General features: G+C 55.3%; 16 protein-coding genes. 8 read left to right on the forward strand and 8 right to left on the reverse strand.

Going from position 1 to position 18,119, the window contains the following annotated elements:
• On the forward strand, window positions 1–355 hold a 355-nt coding region (locus tag VGM55_RS26120), incomplete at its 5' end, for a colicin-E5 immunity protein (protein ID WP_331637176.1).
• 44 nt (window positions 356–399) lie between these two features.
• Here VGM55_RS26120 and fdhE read toward each other — a convergent pair.
• The 4 genes from fdhE to fdnG are packed head-to-tail and all read right to left on the reverse strand — an operon-like array spanning window position 400 to window position 5,923.
• Complete coding sequence (gene fdhE, locus VGM55_RS26125; protein ID WP_331637177.1) at window positions 400–1,329, reverse strand: formate dehydrogenase accessory protein FdhE; 930 nt, start codon at window positions 1,327–1,329, stop codon at window positions 400–402.
• Complete coding sequence (gene fdoI, locus VGM55_RS26130; protein ID WP_154187432.1) at window positions 1,326–1,961, reverse strand: formate dehydrogenase cytochrome b556 subunit; 636 nt, start codon at window positions 1,959–1,961, stop codon at window positions 1,326–1,328. The genes fdhE and fdoI overlap by 4 nt, the downstream gene beginning before the upstream one ends.
• Window positions 1,958–2,860 (reverse strand): formate dehydrogenase subunit beta, encoded by a 903-nt coding sequence (gene fdxH / locus VGM55_RS26135; RefSeq protein WP_038477700.1) that lies wholly within the window; start codon window positions 2,858–2,860, stop codon window positions 1,958–1,960. Before fdxH ends, fdoI begins: the two co-directional genes overlap by 4 nt.
• Before the next feature lie 12 nt (window positions 2,861–2,872).
• Entirely contained in the window at window positions 2,873–5,923 is a 3,051-nt protein-coding gene (gene fdnG, locus VGM55_RS26140; protein ID WP_331637178.1) for a formate dehydrogenase-N subunit alpha, read from the reverse strand.
• Between the two features lie 212 nt (window positions 5,924–6,135).
• Between fdnG and fdhD the strand changes: the two genes are divergently transcribed.
• Window positions 6,136–6,927, forward strand: coding sequence for a formate dehydrogenase accessory sulfurtransferase FdhD (gene fdhD / locus VGM55_RS26145; protein WP_331637179.1), 792 nt, complete (start codon window positions 6,136–6,138; stop codon window positions 6,925–6,927).
• A 677-nt stretch (window positions 6,928–7,604) separates the two neighbouring features.
• Here fdhD and VGM55_RS26150 read toward each other — a convergent pair.
• On the reverse strand, window positions 7,605–9,143 hold the full coding sequence (locus VGM55_RS26150) for an aldehyde dehydrogenase family protein (protein WP_154187435.1): 1,539 nt from the start codon (window positions 9,141–9,143) through the stop codon (window positions 7,605–7,607).
• A 190-nt stretch (window positions 9,144–9,333) separates the two neighbouring features.
• On the opposite strand from VGM55_RS26150, the gene VGM55_RS27560 reads away from it, so the two are divergent.
• The gene (locus tag VGM55_RS27560; RefSeq protein ID WP_414648319.1) at window positions 9,334–9,669 is read left to right on the forward strand and encodes an ROK family protein; all 336 of its coding nucleotides are present in this window, start codon (window positions 9,334–9,336) and stop codon (window positions 9,667–9,669) included.
• Between the two features lie 52 nt (window positions 9,670–9,721).
• Here the strand turns inward: VGM55_RS27560 and VGM55_RS26160 are convergent, their stop codons facing one another.
• The 3 genes from VGM55_RS26160 to VGM55_RS26170 all read right to left on the reverse strand — a co-directional run bounded on the left by VGM55_RS26160 (window position 9,722) and on the right by VGM55_RS26170 (window position 11,784).
• Window positions 9,722–10,321, reverse strand: coding sequence for a helix-turn-helix transcriptional regulator (locus tag VGM55_RS26160; protein WP_331637180.1), 600 nt, complete (start codon window positions 10,319–10,321; stop codon window positions 9,722–9,724).
• The gene (locus tag VGM55_RS26165; RefSeq protein ID WP_331637181.1) at window positions 10,281–11,360 is read right to left on the reverse strand and encodes an EAL domain-containing protein; all 1,080 of its coding nucleotides are present in this window, start codon (window positions 11,358–11,360) and stop codon (window positions 10,281–10,283) included. Before VGM55_RS26165 ends, VGM55_RS26160 begins: the two co-directional genes overlap by 41 nt.
• A 157-nt stretch (window positions 11,361–11,517) precedes the next feature.
• The gene (locus VGM55_RS26170; RefSeq protein WP_331637182.1) at window positions 11,518–11,784 is read right to left on the reverse strand and encodes a FaeA/PapI family transcriptional regulator; all 267 of its coding nucleotides are present in this window, start codon (window positions 11,782–11,784) and stop codon (window positions 11,518–11,520) included.
• A gap of 666 nt (window positions 11,785–12,450) precedes the next feature.
• On the opposite strand from VGM55_RS26170, the gene VGM55_RS26175 reads away from it, so the two are divergent.
• The 5 genes from VGM55_RS26175 to VGM55_RS26195 all read left to right on the forward strand — a co-directional run bounded on the left by VGM55_RS26175 (window position 12,451) and on the right by VGM55_RS26195 (window position 18,064).
• Window positions 12,451–13,116 carry a fimbria/pilus periplasmic chaperone gene (locus tag VGM55_RS26175; protein ID WP_331637187.1) on the forward strand — a complete coding sequence of 222 codons (666 nt, stop codon included), beginning with the start codon at window positions 12,451–12,453 and terminating at the stop codon, window positions 13,114–13,116.
• 55 nt (window positions 13,117–13,171) lie between these two features.
• The gene (locus VGM55_RS26180) at window positions 13,172–15,814 is read left to right on the forward strand and encodes a fimbria/pilus outer membrane usher protein (protein ID WP_331637183.1); all 2,643 of its coding nucleotides are present in this window, start codon (window positions 13,172–13,174) and stop codon (window positions 15,812–15,814) included.
• A gap of 73 nt (window positions 15,815–15,887) precedes the next feature.
• Complete coding sequence (locus VGM55_RS26185; RefSeq protein WP_331637184.1) at window positions 15,888–16,415, forward strand: fimbrial protein; 528 nt, start codon at window positions 15,888–15,890, stop codon at window positions 16,413–16,415.
• A 125-nt stretch (window positions 16,416–16,540) separates the two neighbouring features.
• Window positions 16,541–17,071 carry a fimbrial protein gene (locus VGM55_RS26190; protein WP_331637185.1) on the forward strand — a complete coding sequence of 177 codons (531 nt, stop codon included), beginning with the start codon at window positions 16,541–16,543 and terminating at the stop codon, window positions 17,069–17,071.
• A 6-nt stretch (window positions 17,072–17,077) separates the two neighbouring features.
• The gene (locus VGM55_RS26195; protein WP_331637186.1) at window positions 17,078–18,064 is read left to right on the forward strand and encodes an RNA-directed DNA polymerase; all 987 of its coding nucleotides are present in this window, start codon (window positions 17,078–17,080) and stop codon (window positions 18,062–18,064) included.
• Window positions 18,065–18,119 lie beyond the last annotated feature (55 nt).

Consider the following 18,119-nt stretch of genomic DNA (forward strand, 5'->3'; position numbering starts at 1 on the left):
TTTGGGGGAAGAAAGTATGAATCAGAAACTCTTCGACCACGCAATTTTGTATGATGACGGTAGTGAGTTTTTTAGACTTAAAGGCAATGCCTGTATGGCACTCACACCCAAAGCCGCAATTGAAGTTTGTGAAGAGGCGACGGCCAGAGGCGTTTATATCGGGACAATCGAAGGAGGGCACTGGCGAAATCCAGGCTTTCAACCCGATATGAGTACCCGCTGGGACTCGCTAAAGTTTTATAAAGATATTGATATAAAATTGAATAATGATATTGCGATTGAAAATATTAACGGTGATGTAGCTGAAGGTTATACTGCCTTCCTGATTACCATAATAAGCAAACTGTCTGATTGAGAAGAGAAATAAAGCGGCATTCAAACCTGAATGCCGCTTGTCGTTTATTCCCCTTCGCCGGGGAATAAGAACGGATTGATACTGCTGCGGGCAAAACCTTCCTGCTCCATGCGGGCGTCAAGCACCAGCGAGGCCAGGTCATCGGCAACCGCTTCCACTTTCGGGTCCTTTTCCTGATAGAGGATCTTCAGGTAGGTGCCACAGTCGCCGCAGCTTTCTGCCTTGATGGCCGCCTGCTCGCTGTCCAGCGACCAGTAGTTCAGGTCGCGGGTCTGCTCGCAGTTGCTGCATTTAATACGCACCACGTGCCATTCGGTTTCACACAGGTTGCAGTGCAGGTAGCGCAGGCCGTTAGTGGTACCGATATGCACCATGCTGGCGACTGGAATCGAGCCGCAAACCGGGCAGAACTGGCGCTGCTCGCCGTACTCTGCTTTGGCTTTGCCTGGAATCAGCGTTGCCATTTGCGCCCAATAGAGCGACAGCGCGGCCCAGATAAACGGCGCTTTGTCGCTGCTGACCAGCGAAAAGTCGGCGTTGAACAGCGCGGTGGCCATCTCTTCCAGTTCCTGCGAAGAAGCTTTCTCAAGATTTTCAATCACCGCTAACGCCGGGCCGTCCATTTCTGGCTTCAGCTCGGCAATCAGCGACTGCAGCAGGCGCTGCCAGTGCGGGTCGCGCGGCAGCACGTGGATGTCAAGCGGCGGTTTGCCGCTTTTGGCGGCTTCGGCAATCAGGGCGGTTAAATCCATTTCCAGCGGGTGGTCGTACAGCACCACTTCCTGGGCGTGAGCTATCAGCGCGGCAAAGCGCAGGTAGTCGCCCAGCGGGTTGCTGGCAGCCAGCTCGCGCAGGCGTTCAGCGCGGCGGTTGTAGAGATTTTTGAGCCTGGGGAATAATAACGGCGGAATCACTTCCGCCGTGCGTTTCTCGCTCTTCTCCAGCTGATCTTGCGGGATTATGCGAATACTCATTCAGATTTTTTTTCCGTTGTCTTGCGGACTTCGCGATACCATTTCGGGTGATGTTTCTTCGCCCACGTCGTGGTAACCCAGCCCTCCACCATCGCGGTGATGGTGCCTTTTACCCAAAGGGCGGCGTAAATATGCACCATAATAACCACAATTAACGCTACCGCGGCAAATGAATGCAGCATTAACGCAAATCGAATAACCGGGATAGGGAAGACTGGCGCAAAGTAAGGACGCCAGATAATCACGCCGCTCGCCAGCAACAGCACCAGGAAAATAATCGCCGCCCAGAACACGCATTTCTGGCCGAAGTTATAGCGCCCGGTGTCTCCCACTTCCTCGTTGACGACGATCTTACGAATATTCTTCGCCCAAAAGATATCATCCCGATTGATTAGGTTGTGGTGCCAGTAACGGAAAAACATGATGATAAACGAGGCGAACATCACCACCCCAACGAACGGGTGGAGGATGCGCGCCAGCTGCGGCGTGCCGAGAATGCCCATCAGCCAGTTGAAGGACGGGAAGAAAAAGCCCAGTCCGCTCACCGCCGCCAGCACGAAGCAGAAGGCGGTGATCCAGTGGTTGATGCGCTCAGGCGCGCTGTAGCGCTGAATGGTCGGTTGCTTTTTCATTTACGCACCTCGTCGTCGTCATGGTGCAGATTATCGTCCTCTTCATCGGCACGGTTCGGGCCGACCCCAACGTAGTGGAAGACGCTGGCGGCGAAGGTGGCCGCAAAGCCGATGGCGGCCAGCGGTTTCCAGACGCCTTTCCAGAACTTCACGGTTGGGCTGATGGACGGGTTCTCCGGCAGGCCATGATACAGCGTCGGCTTGTCCGCATGATGCAGCACGTACATGACGTGCGTCCCGCCAACGCCGGCCGGATCGTACAAACCTGCGTTGTCGTAACCACGGGTTTTCAGCTCCGTCACGCGCTCGCCGGCGAGGGTTTTCATGTCCTCTTTCGAGCCGAAATGAATCGCCCCGGTCGGGCAGGTCTTCACGCACGCTGGCTCCTGGCCCACGGTGACGCGGTCTACGCACAGGGTGCATTTGTAGACGCGGTTGTCTTCCGGGTTCAGGCGCGGCACGTCGAACGGGCAGCCGGCGATGCAGTAGCCGCAGCCGATGCATTGCTCAGACTGGAAGTCGACGATGCCGTTGGCATACTGAATAATCGCCCCTTCCGACGGGCACGCCTTCAGGCAGCCCGGATCCGCGCAGTGCATACAGCCGTCTTTGCGGATCAGCCATTCCAGTTTGTCGTTTTGCTCCACTTCCGAGAAGCGCATCACCGTCCATGATTTGGCGGTCAGGTCCGCCGGGTTGTCGTACACCCCGACGTTGTGCCCCACTTCATCACGGATGTCGTTCCATTCCGAGCACGCCACCTGGCAGGCCTTACAGCCGATGCAGGTGGTAACGTCGATAAGCTTGGCGACCTCTTGCTGGTGATCCCGCGCCTGAGGCGCGGGCGTGAAGCCGTTAGTAGCGGAACGACGGATAATGTCCTGAGATTGATAAGCCATAATTCGTCTCCGTTACACCTTTTCCACGTTGACCAGGAACGCCTTGAACTCCGGCGTTTGCGTGTTGGCATCCCCGACAAACGGCGTCAGGGTGTTGGCAATAAAGCCTTTTTTCGCCACGCCTTCGTAACCCCAGTGAATCGGGATCCCGATGGTGTCCACTTTCTGACCGTGAACGTCCAGCGTGCGGATACGCTTGGTCACCACCGCTTTGGCTTTGATGTAGCCGCGCCTGGAGGAGACCTTCACCGTGTCGCCGTGGGCGATGCCGAGCTTGTTGGCCAGCTTCTCGCCAATCTCGACAAACTGCTCCGGCTGCGCGATGGCGTTCAGCAGCGCGTGTTTGGTCCAGTAGTGGAAGTGCTCCGTCAGACGATAGGTGGTGCCGACATACGGGAACTTGTCATGCGTGCCCATCGCTTCCAGGTCATCTTTAAACACGCGTGCCGCCGGGTTGGAGACCACGTTCGGGTGCAGCGGGTTGGTGCCCAGCGGCGTTTCAAACGGCTCGTAGTGTTCCGGGAACGGCCCCTCTGCCATCTTGTCGAGGGCAAACAGGCGACCCAGGCCTTCCGGCTGCATGATAAACGGCCCGACGCCGCTGTCCGGCGCGGCGGTGCTGTAGTCCGGCACGTCGATGCCGCCCCACTTGGCGCCATCCCAGGAGATCAGGCGGCGTTTTTCATCCCACGGTTTACCCGATGGATCGGCGGAGGCACGGTTATACAGGATGCGGCGGTTAAGCGGCCACGCCCATGCCCAGCCCAGCGTATTGCCCAGGCCTGACGGATCGGCGTTGTCGCGGCGCGCCATCTGGTTACCGTCCGGCGTCCAGCTCCCGGCGAATATCCAGCAGCCGCTGGAGGTTGTCCCGTCGTCGCGCAGCTGAGCAAAGGAGCTGAGCTGCTGCCCTTTTTTCACCAGCACCGCACCGGTGGCCGGGTCGATCAGGTCTTCCAGCGCCTTGCCGTTGCTTTCCATGGCCACTTCTTCCGGCGCCGGGTTGTCTGGCGTCAGGTACTTCCAGGTCATGTTCAGCACCTGCTCAGGCACTTTGCCGCCGTCGCGCTCGTACATGTGGCGCAGGCGGGTGAAGATGCCGGAGAGGATTTCGCCGTCGTTCAGCGCTTCCCCTGGCGCATCCGCCCCTTTCCAGTGCCACTGCAGCCAGCGCCCGGAGTTCACGATGGAGCCGTTCTCTTCCGCGAAGCAGGTGGACGGCAGGCGGAACACCTCGGTCTGAATTTTCGACGGATCAACGTCGTTCATCTCGCCGTGGTTCTGCCAGAAGTTGGACGTTTCGGTGTTCAGCGGGTCAATGGTGACCAGGAACTTCAGCTTCGAGAGCGAGGCCACGACCTTGTTCTTGTTCGGGAACGAGGCCACCGGGTTAAAGCCCTGGCACAGATAGCCGTTGACCTTGCCCTGGCTCATCATCTCGAAGTACTGCAGCACGTCGTAGCCTTTGTCCCACTTTGGCAGCCAGTCGTAGCCCCAGCCGTTTTCTTTCGTCGCTTTGTCGCCAAAGAAGGCTTTCATCATCGAGACGAAGAATTTCGGGTAGTTGCCCCAGTAGTTCACCTGGCCTTTCAGCAGCGGTTTAGGCGTGTTGGCCGCCAGATAGCTGTCGATATCCACCTGTTTTTCGCTCGGCAGGTTCATGTAACCCGGCAGGCTGGTGGAAAGCAGGCCAAGGTCGGTCAGACCCTGAATGTTGGAGTGGCCGCGCAGGGCGTTGACGCCGCCGCCTGCCATCCCCATGTTGCCGAGCAGCAGCTGGATCATCGCCATGGTGCGAATGTTCTGCGCGCCGATGGAGTGCTGTGTCCAGCCCAGGGCGTACAGGAACGAGGCGGTTTTGTCCGCCACGCTGGTTTCGGCGATGTACTCGCAGACCTTCAGGAAGTCTTCTTTCGGCGTGCCGCAGATACTGGTCACCACATCCGGCGTGTAGCGGGAAATATGCTCTTTCAGCAGGTTCCACACGCAGCGCGGGTGCTGAAGCGTCAGGTCGCGTTTGGCGAAGCCTTCTTCATCCAGCTCGTAGTTCCAGGTGGTTTTGTCGTACTTGCGGTTCACCGCGTCGTAGCCGGTGAACAGGCCGTCGTCGAAGCCGAAGTCCTCACGCACAATCAGGTTGGCGTTGGTGTAAGACTCGACGTACTCGCGGTTGAATTTGTTGTTGTTTATCAGGTACAGCAGGATGCCCGACAGGAAAGCAATGTCGGTCCCGGAACGGATAGGCGTGTAGAAATCCGCCACCGAAGCGGTTCGCGTAAAGCGAGGATCGATAACAATCAGCTTCGCGCCGTTGTGAATTTTGGCTTCCATCGCCCAGCGGAATCCCACCGGATGCGCTTCTGCCGCGTTCCCACCCATCACCACGATGAGGTTGGCGTTTTTGATATCAACCCAGTGGTTGGTCATCGCACCGCGACCAAATGTTGGAGCAAGACTTGCTACCGTTGGTCCGTGTCAGACACGCGCCTGGTTATCCACGGCAAGCATGCCGAGGGCGCGGGTAAATTTCTGGGTTAAATAGCCGGTTTCGTTGCTCGACGCGGAGGCGCAAAGCATCCCCGTGGAGAGCCAGCGGTTGACCGTGGTGCCCTGTTCGTTTTTTTCAATGAAGTTGGCATCGCGGTCTTCTTTCATCAGCTTCGCGATGCGGTCAAAGGCATCTTCCCAGCTGATTTGCTGCCATTTATCGGAACCTGGCGCGCGGTATGAAGGCGTTTTCAGACGGCTTTCGGAATGGATAAAGTCCACCAGACCGGCCCCTTTCGGGCACAGCGCGCCGCGGTTTACCGGGTGGTCCGGGTCACCTTCGATATGGAAAATTGAGGCTTTTGCGTTTTTTGCGCCGTCGCCGAGGCTATACATCAATAGCCCACAGCCGACGGAGCAGTATGTGCAGGTGTTACGGGTTTCACGGGTGCGCAGTAGCTTATACTGCCGGGTTTCCGCGAGCGCAACGCCGGGGGCAAAGCCCAGCGCGGCTGCCGTGGTGCCTGCCATACCGCCAGCGCAGATCTTAAAGAACTGCCTTCTGCTGACCTGCATGGATCGCTCCTTACATTCGACATTTCACATTGCTTAGGATTTATTTTTTGCGGGGCGACCCGCAAAGGTTCACAATTGGAACCCTTATTGATTTTGATGGCTTACTTCCCTTCATCCAGAAGGGGTATTTCCAGAATACCACATTGGTACTGCGGGTGTTCTCGATTGGTTAAAACAAAGTGAACAAATTTGACCACTCTGACAAAAAAATTATGGAACAGGTAACCGGTGCGCGCACGATCGAGCTTTGGCACCGGGGTAATCTCACCGTAGCTGAAACCGACTGGCTGGCGGAGGAAATCCCTGTCGCGCTGGTCTACAACGGCATTTCCCACGTCGTGATGATGGCTTCGCCAAAGGATCTGGAAGCGTTTGCGCTGGGGTTTTCCCTGTCCGAAGGCATTATTCAAAGCCCGGCTGATATTTACGGGATGGATGTGTTGTCGTCCTGTAACGGCATTGAGGTGCAGATAGAGCTGTCCAGCCGCCGCTTTGCGGGCCTGAAAGAGCGTCGCCGGGCGCTGGCCGGACGAACCGGCTGCGGCGTTTGCGGCGTTGAGCAGTTAAACGATATTGGCCGCCCGGTGCCGCCGCTGCCGTTTACCCAGACGTTTGCCCTGGAAAAGCTGGATGAGGCGCTGAAAAAAATGCGTGGCTATCAGCCTGTCGGTGAGTTAACCGGCTGTACCCATGCGGCGCTGTGGCTTGATCCTGACGGGCAGATCCTCGACGGGCGGGAAGATATCGGCCGCCACGTCGCGCTGGATAAAATGCTCGGTATTCGTAGCCGCAACCCGTGGCACAACGGCGCCGCGCTGGTCTCCAGCCGTGCCAGCTATGAGATGGTGCAGAAGGCCGCGATGTGCGGTATTGAAATCCTGTTCGCGGTGTCTGCGGCGACTTCGCTGGCGGTGGAGGTTGCGCAGCGTACGAATCTGACGCTGGTGGGCTTTAACCGGCCAGGCCGTGCTACGGTTTATACGCACCCGGAGCGGCTGTGCTAGATTTTCCCCTCACCCCGGTTTTTAGAATCTTCCGGGAGATCTCTTTAGCTCAGTTGTTGTTCCGTTCACCCGTAGATCGATTTCCTCTGTGCGTTCAGAGACGGTGAACGTGTCAGGTGGCATTACGCCATGCCCCCTGACGACCCCCGGCGCCCGGCGAGCTCATCGCCGCTGAAGCGGTAAACCCACCGGCTATCACCCAAACAGTCGGGGTCGTTCGCGATTCGTTCCCGACGATCGCTCTCTTTCGCTGTTCCCGACAGCTCAACCCCGTCTGAGTTGGGTCATAACCGGGGGCGATGAGAGCCGGGAACAAGGGCGTGGCTGCGGGTCTTGAAGCGACTGTGACTTTGTGCGTAGCTGCGGGTTAAAAGCGAGGCTTGGTTCCGGCTTAAATCGCCTCCGTTTTCTCTCCGACTGGCCGGAGGCTGAGAGCGTCGGGAACGCATCTCAGCCGACCCAGGACTGGGAGATAAAACGGAGGTCTGCCGCTTTAGCGGTCGATTTATTTGGCCGGGAGTCCGGGGTCTCGGGGGAGTGACGGTGACTCCACCGAGACGTTTACCGGTGCGGTGGCTACATATGAAACAGGGCTGGAAGTGAACGGAACCTTAGCCGATCCTTCATAGAACGTATTTGTGACTAAGGCTTAGCCCCGCCAGGGTGAGGGGCAATCCTCAGAACAGGCCCAGCGGCTTGTCGGAATAGCTCACCAGCAGGCACTTGGTCTGCTGATAATGCTCCAGCATCATCTTATGGGTCTCGCGCCCGATCCCGGACTGTTTATAACCACCAAACGCCGCGTGTGCCGGGTAGGCGTGATAGCAGTTGGTCCACACGCGCCCGGCCTGTATGCCGCGTCCCATTTTGTAGGCCAGGCTGCCGTTGCGGCTCCAGACGCCAGCGCCAAGGCCGTATTCGGTATCGTTCGCCAGCTCCAGCGCTTCCTCCACGGTTTTAAACGTGGTGACGGCGAGCACCGGCCCGAAGATTTCCTCCTGGAATACACGCATGTTGTTTTTACCAAACAGAATGGTCGGCTCGAGGTAGTAACCCGCCTGCAGGTCGCCCGTCAGCGCTTTTCTACGCCCGCCGGTCAGCACGTCCGCGCCTTCCTTCTTGCCGATGTCGATGTAGTTGAGGATGGTCTCCATCTGCCCCTGGGACACCTGCGCGCCCATTTGGGTGCGGCTGTCCAGCGGATTGCCGCTGCGGATAGCTTCTACCCGGCGAATAGCCCGCTCAATGAAACGCTCGTAGATGGACTCCTGCACCAGCGCGCGGCTCGGGCAGGTGCAGACCTCGCCCTGGTTGAAGGCAAACAGCGCAAAGCCCTCCAGCGCCTTGTCGAAGAAGGCGTCTTCCTCTTCCATCACGTCGGCAAAGAAGATGTTCGGCGATTTACCGCCCAGCTCCAGGGTGACCGGGATAATGTTCTGGGTAGCGTACTGCATGATCTGCTGGCCGACCTCGGTCGAGCCGGTGAAGGCCACCTTGGCGATGCGTTTCGACGTTGCCAGGTATTCGCCAATCTCGCCGCCCGCGCCGTTAACCACGTTGATGACGCCCGGCGGCAGCAAGTCCCCCACCAGTTCCATCAACAGCAGCACGGAGAGCGGGGTGAGCCGCGCTGGCTTCAGCACAATGCAGTTGCCCGCGGCCAGCGCCGGTGCCATTTTCCAGCTCGCCATCAGCAGCGGGAAGTTCCACGGAATAATCTGTGCGACCACGCCGAGCGGCTCGTGGAAGTGGTAGGCCACGGTGTCTTTATCCACCTCGCTGATACCGCCCTCCTGGGCACGAATGCAGGAGGCGAAATAGCGGAAGTGGTCGATGGCCAGCGGCACGTCGGCGGCGCTGGTTTCGCGGATCGGTTTGCCGTTGTCCCAGGTTTCCGCCGTCGCCAGCAGCGCAATGTTCTGCTCCATACGGTCGGCAATTTTCAGCAGGATGTTGGCGCGTTCCTGTACGGACATTTGCCCCCAGCCCGCTTTGGCTTCGTGGGCGGCGTCCAGCGCCAGGTCGATGTCGGCCTTGCCGGAGCTGGCGATTTCGCACAGCGGCTGGCCGGTAATCGGAGTCAGGTTTTCATAGTACTGGCCGCCAACCGGGGCAACCCACTGCCCGCCTATGTAGTTGTCGTAACGGGGTTTGAGTTTAAGCGGAAAACCATATTCACCGGGGATGATTCGGGTATCGGGGGGATTATTCGTCATAGCCTTTTCCTTGTGATGTTTTCACCCACAAGGGTAGTCTGGATCGCTCATTTCTTCGCCAGCGTTTGAAGGCTTTACGACATGGCTCACGGATTAAATTTGGGGCATCCGGAGTAATCAACCGGCAGCCTGAATGATTTGATTCATACTTGAAGTTGACCTTTTTCCCGTTTCGCCTAACGGATTGCTCATGCGCCTGTTTTTTCGTTTTGATATAGGCGGTATCCATGTAAAACATGGTTTATTCACCGAAGAGGGGGAGGTGCTGATAGCCGAAGAATACGATACGCATTACGACCGCCAGCTGTTTCTCGACTCGTGGCAGAGCGTGGTGTCGTTGTTTGATCCGCAGGCGATTTTGCCGGGCGACGGCGTAAGCACGCAGCCGATGCTCTACCCGATGCGGGAGCGCCATCTGGCAGGATTTAAGTTCTGGGACGTGCTTAAGGTGCCGATCCGCCCGTGCATGCTGGGGAATAAAGCGGGCATGCTGGGCGCGGTGTGGCTGGCTAAGCAGAAGGATTGACACGTCGAAAATGTCGGATGGCGCTGTCGCTTATCCCCTGCTTTTTTACATCCTAATCTGTCATGGAAACCTGCTGCCGGGTGGAAGTAAACATTGTCGTGGTGCTGTCTGACGCAAAGAGGTTGCACATAAAGCGCTGCCAGCGCGGCAAAATATGGACCAAAGAGCAAAATGAACCTAACCCCAGTTTGAGCAGCGCTTTTCTTTTATGGGCGCTGACCGTTTGCTGCGAAATGCCAAGCGTTAAGGAGATCTCTATAGGGGTATAATCCTGCATCATCATGCGCAAAATATTGCTTTCGGATTGGGTCAGGCCCCGAGAATTGAAACGGCGGGGAGTGTAGGTCGTAGCCCCTTTGTGCGCGTCTTTCTCCGTCAGCAAACGGATGAGTGTTTTTTGGCTGACAATGATACTTGGCGTTGCTGCATAAGATGCCAGTGGGTCGATGGCTGCCAGGGTAGCGGCTCCCGGAAGCATACGAGTAAGGGCTACCTTGTTGTCCCATAGATCAAACACGGCGATATGATCGCTTCCAGCCAGTTGACCATGCTTTGTCAGCGTGTCTAGACCAAGGTGAAAAAAAGCATTCTCTGAAAATATAACCATGTTGTTAACCCACATTTTCGAGAGGGTTGAATCCTTCTTCTGCAATGACGCTGCCGGGAACCGGCGGCGAGAACAGAAAGCCCTGCTGAAGATATACGCCGTTTTCATTTAACCAGTCGCGCTGTTCCTGGGTTTCCACCCCTTCGGCAATGATTTCCAGACCCGTTACCCGGGCGATAGCCAGTACCGCTTCTGCCGGGCGATGATGCTCAGGCTTCATGCCCCGCGTGGGAAGGAAACTGCGATCCAGTTTCAGGTATTGCAAATGTGAAAGGCGTAATCCTTCCAGATTGCTGACGGCAGTTCCGAAATCATCCAGAGCGATTTCAGTGCCGCAGGCGGCCAGACGGGCCAGGACATTCTGCTCGGCCAGGCTGAAATTAGCGGGCTCCTGTTCGGTGATTTCAGCGATGAGTTTCACCCGGCTGGCAGGAAACGCCTTTACAAAGTTGTCGCACTGACCAATAAAAGCCGGTGCTCTGATGTTATCTCGTGTGATGTTTACCGCTATGCGTAAAGGGTAAGGGTATGTGGTGTTCAAAAGCAGGGGTTGAAGATCCCATGCAGCTTGTTTTAGCAAACTTGCTGTGATTTCAGGCAGGCGGCCAGCCGCCCGAGCCGCAGGGATAAAGGCGGAAGGGGATAATATTTCTCCGCCGGGCAGACGGCAGCGGGCCAGAATTTCCACCCCGTGGAGTACGCCGCGAGTATCTATTACTGGCTGATACCAAGGGACAAATTCAGCTTTTTTTGGCAGGGCAAACCGTTTACTGCCGAAGCGATAATACACACCAGAAAGTATAATACCTCCAAAAGCCAGCGTCAGAAGTTCATTCCATAGGGCGGTTTCGTCATTTTCCGTGATGACCTTTTCCGGTTGCAGTGGCTGATATAAAGAAACGGTTTTTAGGGAGACGCGGTCCTGCGTGGCGAGCAGGGGAGTAGTTACCGGAACATCGTTGAGGTGGCGCAAACAGGTCCGATCCGCTTCATGGCATGTTTCAGAATAGTAACTTTCATCATCGGCATTTTTCGCGTGGGTGAAATAATTAATAAACTCAAGAACGCCGGCTGCTGTAAACAATAGTGCGAATATTATCCTGGCGGAAGTTAAGTTTCCGCGCGGGGGGGATTTTTTTTCATAGTAATAGCATCTACATTTATGACGTGTGTAAGCATCGCCGGACGGTTAAGGACAGACGTGCAGGATATTCAGATGTTAAATTAAATGAATAGCGTTCTTATTCGGCGTGATTTTTTTCTGATAGCCGCCAGTATGATTTACTTAGAACATTGCGCTGAATAATCAAACCTTTTTCTTTTAGCTTCAACAGGCTGTAGCGAGATTTATAGATTGTTGCATTACACTTCTCTGCAATCTGTCTGGTGTTCAGCCAGTCATCGCTATCGGGAGTGTTTTTGATATCTGGTAGGCAAAAAGTAAACGTGGAAATAATCCTTTCTTCCATTGGGCTCAGAATATTTTGTTGATTCTTTGATTTCGTCATATTTGTCATGTTCCTCATTTCATCACAACCCTATTTACGGCGAAGAAGACTTTCGTTTATTAACATTTGTTGTACATTGTTTATTTTTTTGTCAACAAGTTAAATAATCGTTAACAATGTGGGGGGGCTACCTTGCGGTAATTTATATCGATTTTTGAGATTGTACGATCTTTAATTCTGATAATCCAAAAAAAATACAATAATATGTCGTCATATGAATTATGGCGACGAGTTTAGTCGTCATGATCTTCAAATTTATAGATTGACAGAGGTTATTACTGAATTTTGGTAAAGGAATAAAAAGGTTTTGTCAGTATTTGTATGGATATGTATTATCTCTCTCGCAACTGGAAGGGTAGGAATATCGAGAAATGAATTTTGAGTTTCTACAAAGTCAGCTGACAAAAATACTTTTATTCGTTAATAAACACATTGAGACATATTTTTAAACATTTATGCATCGGACGATTGTCGCAGTCTATCTACTGTCTTAAATAAGAATGAGTTAATGAAGTTTCACATGTCATCCTGTTGTCGGGAGGGCTTGGTTAATTCCATAAAGATAGTGTGGAATTAATCAGAGATCGCGGGTCGTTGAAGGTGTTTATGTCAGAGTTAGGTATGGAGAAAATCATGGTTAATATAATACGGGCCGCAACGCTTAAAATGGTTGTTCCATCATTATGTCTGGTGTCAGCGTTGGCTCATGCAGAGGGCGGTATATCGGTATTAGGGACCCGAATTGTATTAAATGAAGGTGATGGCCAGGCGTCGGTTAGAATGGTTAACACTTCCAAAAAGGACAGTTTTCTCATTCAGTCATGGGTTGAGAATAGCAGCGGGCAAAAAGAAAAAGATTTTGTCGTAACGCCTCCTTTATATATGAGCGGGCCGCGTGATTCTAATGCACTTCGTCTGGTGTATACCGGACCGGCTCTGCCAAAAGATCGGGAATCACTGTTCTACTTTATTGAAAAGTCTATCCCTTCCGTCGATAAAAAGAAGCTTGAGGGAGAAAATGTTCTGCTGATCGCCACGGCGAACCGCCTGAAGCTGTTTGCCCGCCCGGAAGGGCTTAGCCCGGCAATCAGCGAGGCCCCGTCGCTGCTGACTTTCAGCCACCGGGGAAGCCAGCTGGATATAGGAAATCCTTCTCCTTATTACCAGACGCTGATTGATATTAAAGTCTCCGGCCGTGAGATAAAGCCGATTATGGTGCCGCCTAAAGACCACGTGGTGGTTAGCATGCCGGTTTCCGCGATGAAAGTGTCATACCGGACCATAAACGATTACGGCGCATCCACGCCTGAGCAGGTTAAAGATATTAATTAAGTTTTTGATATTTAGCGTGTTTATGTCAGTCGGTCATTCGTAAAAGAGCAAAAAAATGCAGAACGATAAACTATTCCGTCACCAGGGAAGGCGTCTCTATGCCCTGACTCCGCTGGCAACCTTGTGTCTGCTTGCGTGTTCAACGGCGTATGCCGATGGATTGTATTTTTCCCCGGATATGCTCTCCGGGGGGGAGAGCAGCGTGGCTGACTTATCTCTGCTTTCACAGGCAGGAGCTCAATTACCGGGCGTCTATGACGTAGATATTTATCTGAACAATGACCGGGTGAGCAGTAAGAAAGTTCGTTTTGTTTCAGCTTCGCACGGGAATACAGACACGACATCTGCCGGAACTGCGCCGCAGGATGAAACAGCAACAGCGCACGATCGCACAGGGCTGGTTCCCTGCCTGACGGTTAATGACCTGCTGGAGCTTGGCGTGAATACGGCTCTGTACCCTGCGCTGTCATCCCTGCCCGGTGAAGCACCGGTTTCTCTGGGGAATAATATCCCGCAGGCCTACACGGCTTTTAATTTTCCAAAGATGCGGCTGGATATCAGTATCCCGCAGGCGGCACTGAAGCATCGTCCACGCGGCTGGATATCCCCGGAGCGCTGGGATGACGGCATTAATGCTTTGATGGTCGGATACCGGTTTAACGGCAATGAGAGCCATGGGCGCTACGGCGACAACCGTAACAATTATCTGAACCTGAACAGCCAGCTCAATATTGGAGCATGGCGCCTGCGGGACAACCGTTCCCTGAGTACTTATTCAAATGAGTACAACAGCTCGCGTCACTGGGAGCACCTGAGCACCTATGCCGAGAGGGCGATCGTTCCATGGAAAAGCCGCCTGACGTTAGGGGACGGCCACACCGATAGCGATGTGTTTGACGCCGTTGATTTCCGCGGTATGAAGCTGGCGTCTGACGAAAGTATGTATCCGGATACGATGCACGGCTATGCGCCGGTGATTCGTGGCATGGCGGGAAGCAACGCCCGTGTAACCATTCGGCAGAATGGGAACCTGATGTACCAGACTTACGTGCCGGCCGGTGCTTTTGTCATTAACGACCTTTATGCCGTTTCAGCCGGCGGTGACCTTGATGTCACCGTGGCGGAAGCTGACGGGACGTCACACACGTTTACCGTCCCGTACTCCTCGGTACCGGTTATGCAGCGTGAAGGCAATGTCCGTTACAGCGTGGCGGGTGGCCGATTCAGAAGCAGCAGCAACCAGTACGACGATCCGTCGTTTGTGACCAGCAACCTGCTGTGGGGCCTGCCGGGTAACGTGACGACCTACGGTGGCCTGCAATACGCCGACCATTACCGTGCGATGGCGCTGGGCCTGGGCCTGAACATGGGCGAGTGGGGCGCTATCTCTGCGGATGCCACGCATGCCTACAGCCAGCTCGCGGATGACAGCCGTCACCAGGGGCAATCGTATCGCTTCCTGTACGCCCGCTCTCTGAACGAGCTGGGGACAACGTTACAGCTAACCGGTTACCGCTACTCCACTCGCGGTTTCCACACGCTAAGCGAAACGGCGATGAAGGGTATGGAAGGCTGGCTGACTGACAGCGTGGAAGTGGATGCAGAAGGGCGACCGATAAAGCGGGACTATACCGATTACTACAACCTGTACAACACGCGCCGCGCCCGCCTGCAGGCGAACGTTTCCCAGCGGCTGGGAAGTCTGGGTTCCGTGTATCTGACGGCCAGCAAACAGACTTACTGGAACCGTGGTGGTTCATCCGACTCCATGACGGCAGGTTTCAGCAGTACGCTGGGTCCGGTTAGCTACAACCTGTCCTACAGCTATAACCGGGATACGGACCGTGGGGCGGACGAAACGGCCTATCTGGGCATCTCGGTTCCGCTGAGCGCGCTGCTGCCTCAGAGCTCCGCTTTGTCGGCCAGCTGGCTGAACTACAGCAGCAGCCGTAACGGCAACGGGGATATCACTCACCAGGCGGGGATGTCCGGCAACCTGCTGAAAGAACACAACCTGAACTGGAACGTCAGCCAGGGGTATACGCAGCAGGAGGGGTACAGCGGTAACGCCAGCCTCGACTACCGCGGAGGATACGGCTCCGCATTGCTCGGCTACAGCTACAGCGACAGCAGCTATCGCCAGGTGAGCTACGGGCTGGACGGCGGGATTTATCTGCACCGCGATGGCCTGACGCTGGGCCAGACTCCGGGCGAAACTAATATTCTGATTGCCGCACCGGGAGCTGCCGATGTTCCGGTTGAGAACGGAACGGGTATTCATACCGACTGGCGTGGGTATGCGGTGGTGTCCCTGGGCGCGCCTTATCGCGAAAACAGAGTCTCGCTGGATGTGAACGGCCTTGATTCGCATACCGAACTGGAGGGGACCATGAAGCGCGTGGTACCCACCCGCGGCGCTCTGGTTCGCGCAGAATTTAAGGCCCATAAAGGCGAGCGAGTCTTGATGACGCTGACGCACGACGGAAAACCGTTGCCGTTTGGCGCCATGGTGGCCACGGATAATGACACCGGCATTGTAAGCGATGACGGTCAGGTATACCTGACGGGCCTCAGGCAGAAAGGGCATGTCACCGCCCGTTGGGGAGAAGGCGCAGGCCAGCACTGCGACCTTAACTACAGTTTGCCGAAGCAGGAAGCGAATGTTCCCCTGCTTCGGGATACGGAAGTCTGTAACTAATCACAAGATAACAGGCGATTCTTGGTGCCCGTCACCGACAGGCATCTTTCTACGGTAATAAGGAAACAAAACGATGTTTAACATGAAAAAAACAGGTGTAGCGGCTTTCATTGGTTCAGCACTTCTGGTTGCGGCGATGGGGGCTCAGGCTCAGGACGCGGTAACGGTGAACGTTACCGGTCAGGTTGTTGATTCTACCTGTACTCTGGATCAGAAAGCCGACGGCGTAGCTATCGACCTGGGCCAGGCTGCCGTTGCTGACTTCGCAGGCGTTGGTATCCCTGCCGCATCCAAAGACTTCTCTCTGGATTTCCATGACTGTGGCGACAGCGTAAATACCATCACCGTAGCGGCCAACGGCAGCGCTGACGCAGACGACGCTAACGGCTATGCAAGCACCGGCGACGCTGCAAACGTAGCGGTAGAGCTCAAAAGCGGCGACACCTTTATGGACGCTGCGGGCGTCAATACCGTTCCTGTGACCCTGGCTGACGGTGCTGGTAGCCTGCCGTTCACTGCTTCCATGGTTCAATCCAATGCAACTGCACCGACCGTGGGCTCCGTAGCAAGCGTTGTAACCCTGAACGTAGATTATAAGTAAGTCCTGAGGGAACGCGGCGTTGCGGAGGCAGTTCTGGTCTCCGCAACGCCGGTTGACGGCCATGTGCCTCTCCGTGCATGGCCGTTTTTTTTAGTATTTTTTCATTCAGAGGTACGGGGAAAATTATGTTAAGCGTGAATAAAACAGGGATGGCGGCGCTATTAATTTCCGGAATGTTTATGGTTCCAGGCGTTGCCTGTGCAGACACCGTTTCACCAACAGCAACCGTTACTTTTTCCGGTACTTTTGTGGCACCAACCTGCACCATGGATAGCAAAACCGTGGCCGTTGACCTCGGTATGGTTCCGGTCGGAGATTTCACCGGTCCGGGTACCGTCGTTGCTACGACACCTTTTACCCTCGGTTTCAGCAATTGTGATGAAGGCGCAGTTGTTGTCGTGAGCGCCACCGGAACACCCGCTGACGGCAAGGCGGATGATTTTCAGAATGACGGATCGGCGGGGCATAACGTTGCCGTGGAGATTAAGAGCGGAGAAACCGTTATGGACGCGGGTGGCCTGAATACGGTGGAACAGACGGCGGAAGACGGCGTGGTTAAGTTCCCCTTTACAGCCAACATGGTTCAGCCCGGGGGAAGCGCGCCGGTGCCGGGGGCAGTCACCAGCGTTGTTACGCTTAACGTTGCCTACAGATAAGCGGCTGTGGATCCGGCCTGGCTGGCCGCATTCGACTGGCTTTGCCGACGGCGGCGCAGGGCTCCGCCTGACGCCGATATCTGGGATCTCCGCTGGCGCTGGCCGAATATCGGCCATGTCCTGTATCGGGATGTCGTTACCGGTAGCTATCGACTTTCACCGATGCTTGTTCATCGAACAAAGTCTGGCCAGGAGAGCGTGGCAATGTGGTCGGCGCAAGACGCGCTGGTCCTGAAATGGGTTTCGCTACAAATACAAGGGCTAATGCCGCGGCGTTCTTCCTGTATGCACCTGCGGGGCGGCGGCGGAAGAAAATGCCTCAGGTTAGTGGCCGGGGCCTTGTGTAGCGGACGCTACCGATTTGTGCATCGAACCGATATCCGTGGCTACTACGGGCATATCATAAAATCCCAGGTGATTAGCCAGATCGACCGATTCATTCCGGACCCGGTACACCGTGCTCTGATAGCGCAATATGTTCATTACAGCGTGGAATCGGGTGGAGAGATCTATACCCCAACCCTTGGAATACCCCGTGGCTGCGCCCTCAGCCCGCTAATCGGCGGGAGCCTGCTCAGGCATGTTGATGGCTATTACGAATCTCTTCCCCCCGAGGATTATTTCTATGTTCGCTATATGGATGACTTCTTATTGCTCACCCGAACCCGCTGGCAGCTCCGGCGCGGTATCCGTGAGCTGGCATCGTTTTTTGAACTCGGTGGTTTTGAGCGCCATCCGGATAAAACCCAGACGGGAAAGGTGGAAAAGGGTTTCGACTGGCTGGGCCTGTGGTTTGGGAGCGGTGGGCCCACCGTTGCGCCACGGGCGCTAACAAACCACCGCGAGCGACGCGCGCGGCTTTATGAGCAGGTTCGACGCCAGCGATTATCTGAGGAAGAAATCGGGCGGCGAATGCATGCGTATGACACGCGGTGGAAAAGATGGGCAGACAGCATGCTGGCGGCGGGAGCGATGCCCGCCGACAGCGGGTGACGCGCGTGTTGCTGCCCGAATGTCATTGGCACAACAAAGAATAAACCGGAGAAAC

The organism is Cedecea sp., from assembly GCF_036500665.1.
Taxonomy (GTDB): Bacteria; Pseudomonadota; Gammaproteobacteria; order Enterobacterales; family Enterobacteriaceae; genus Cedecea.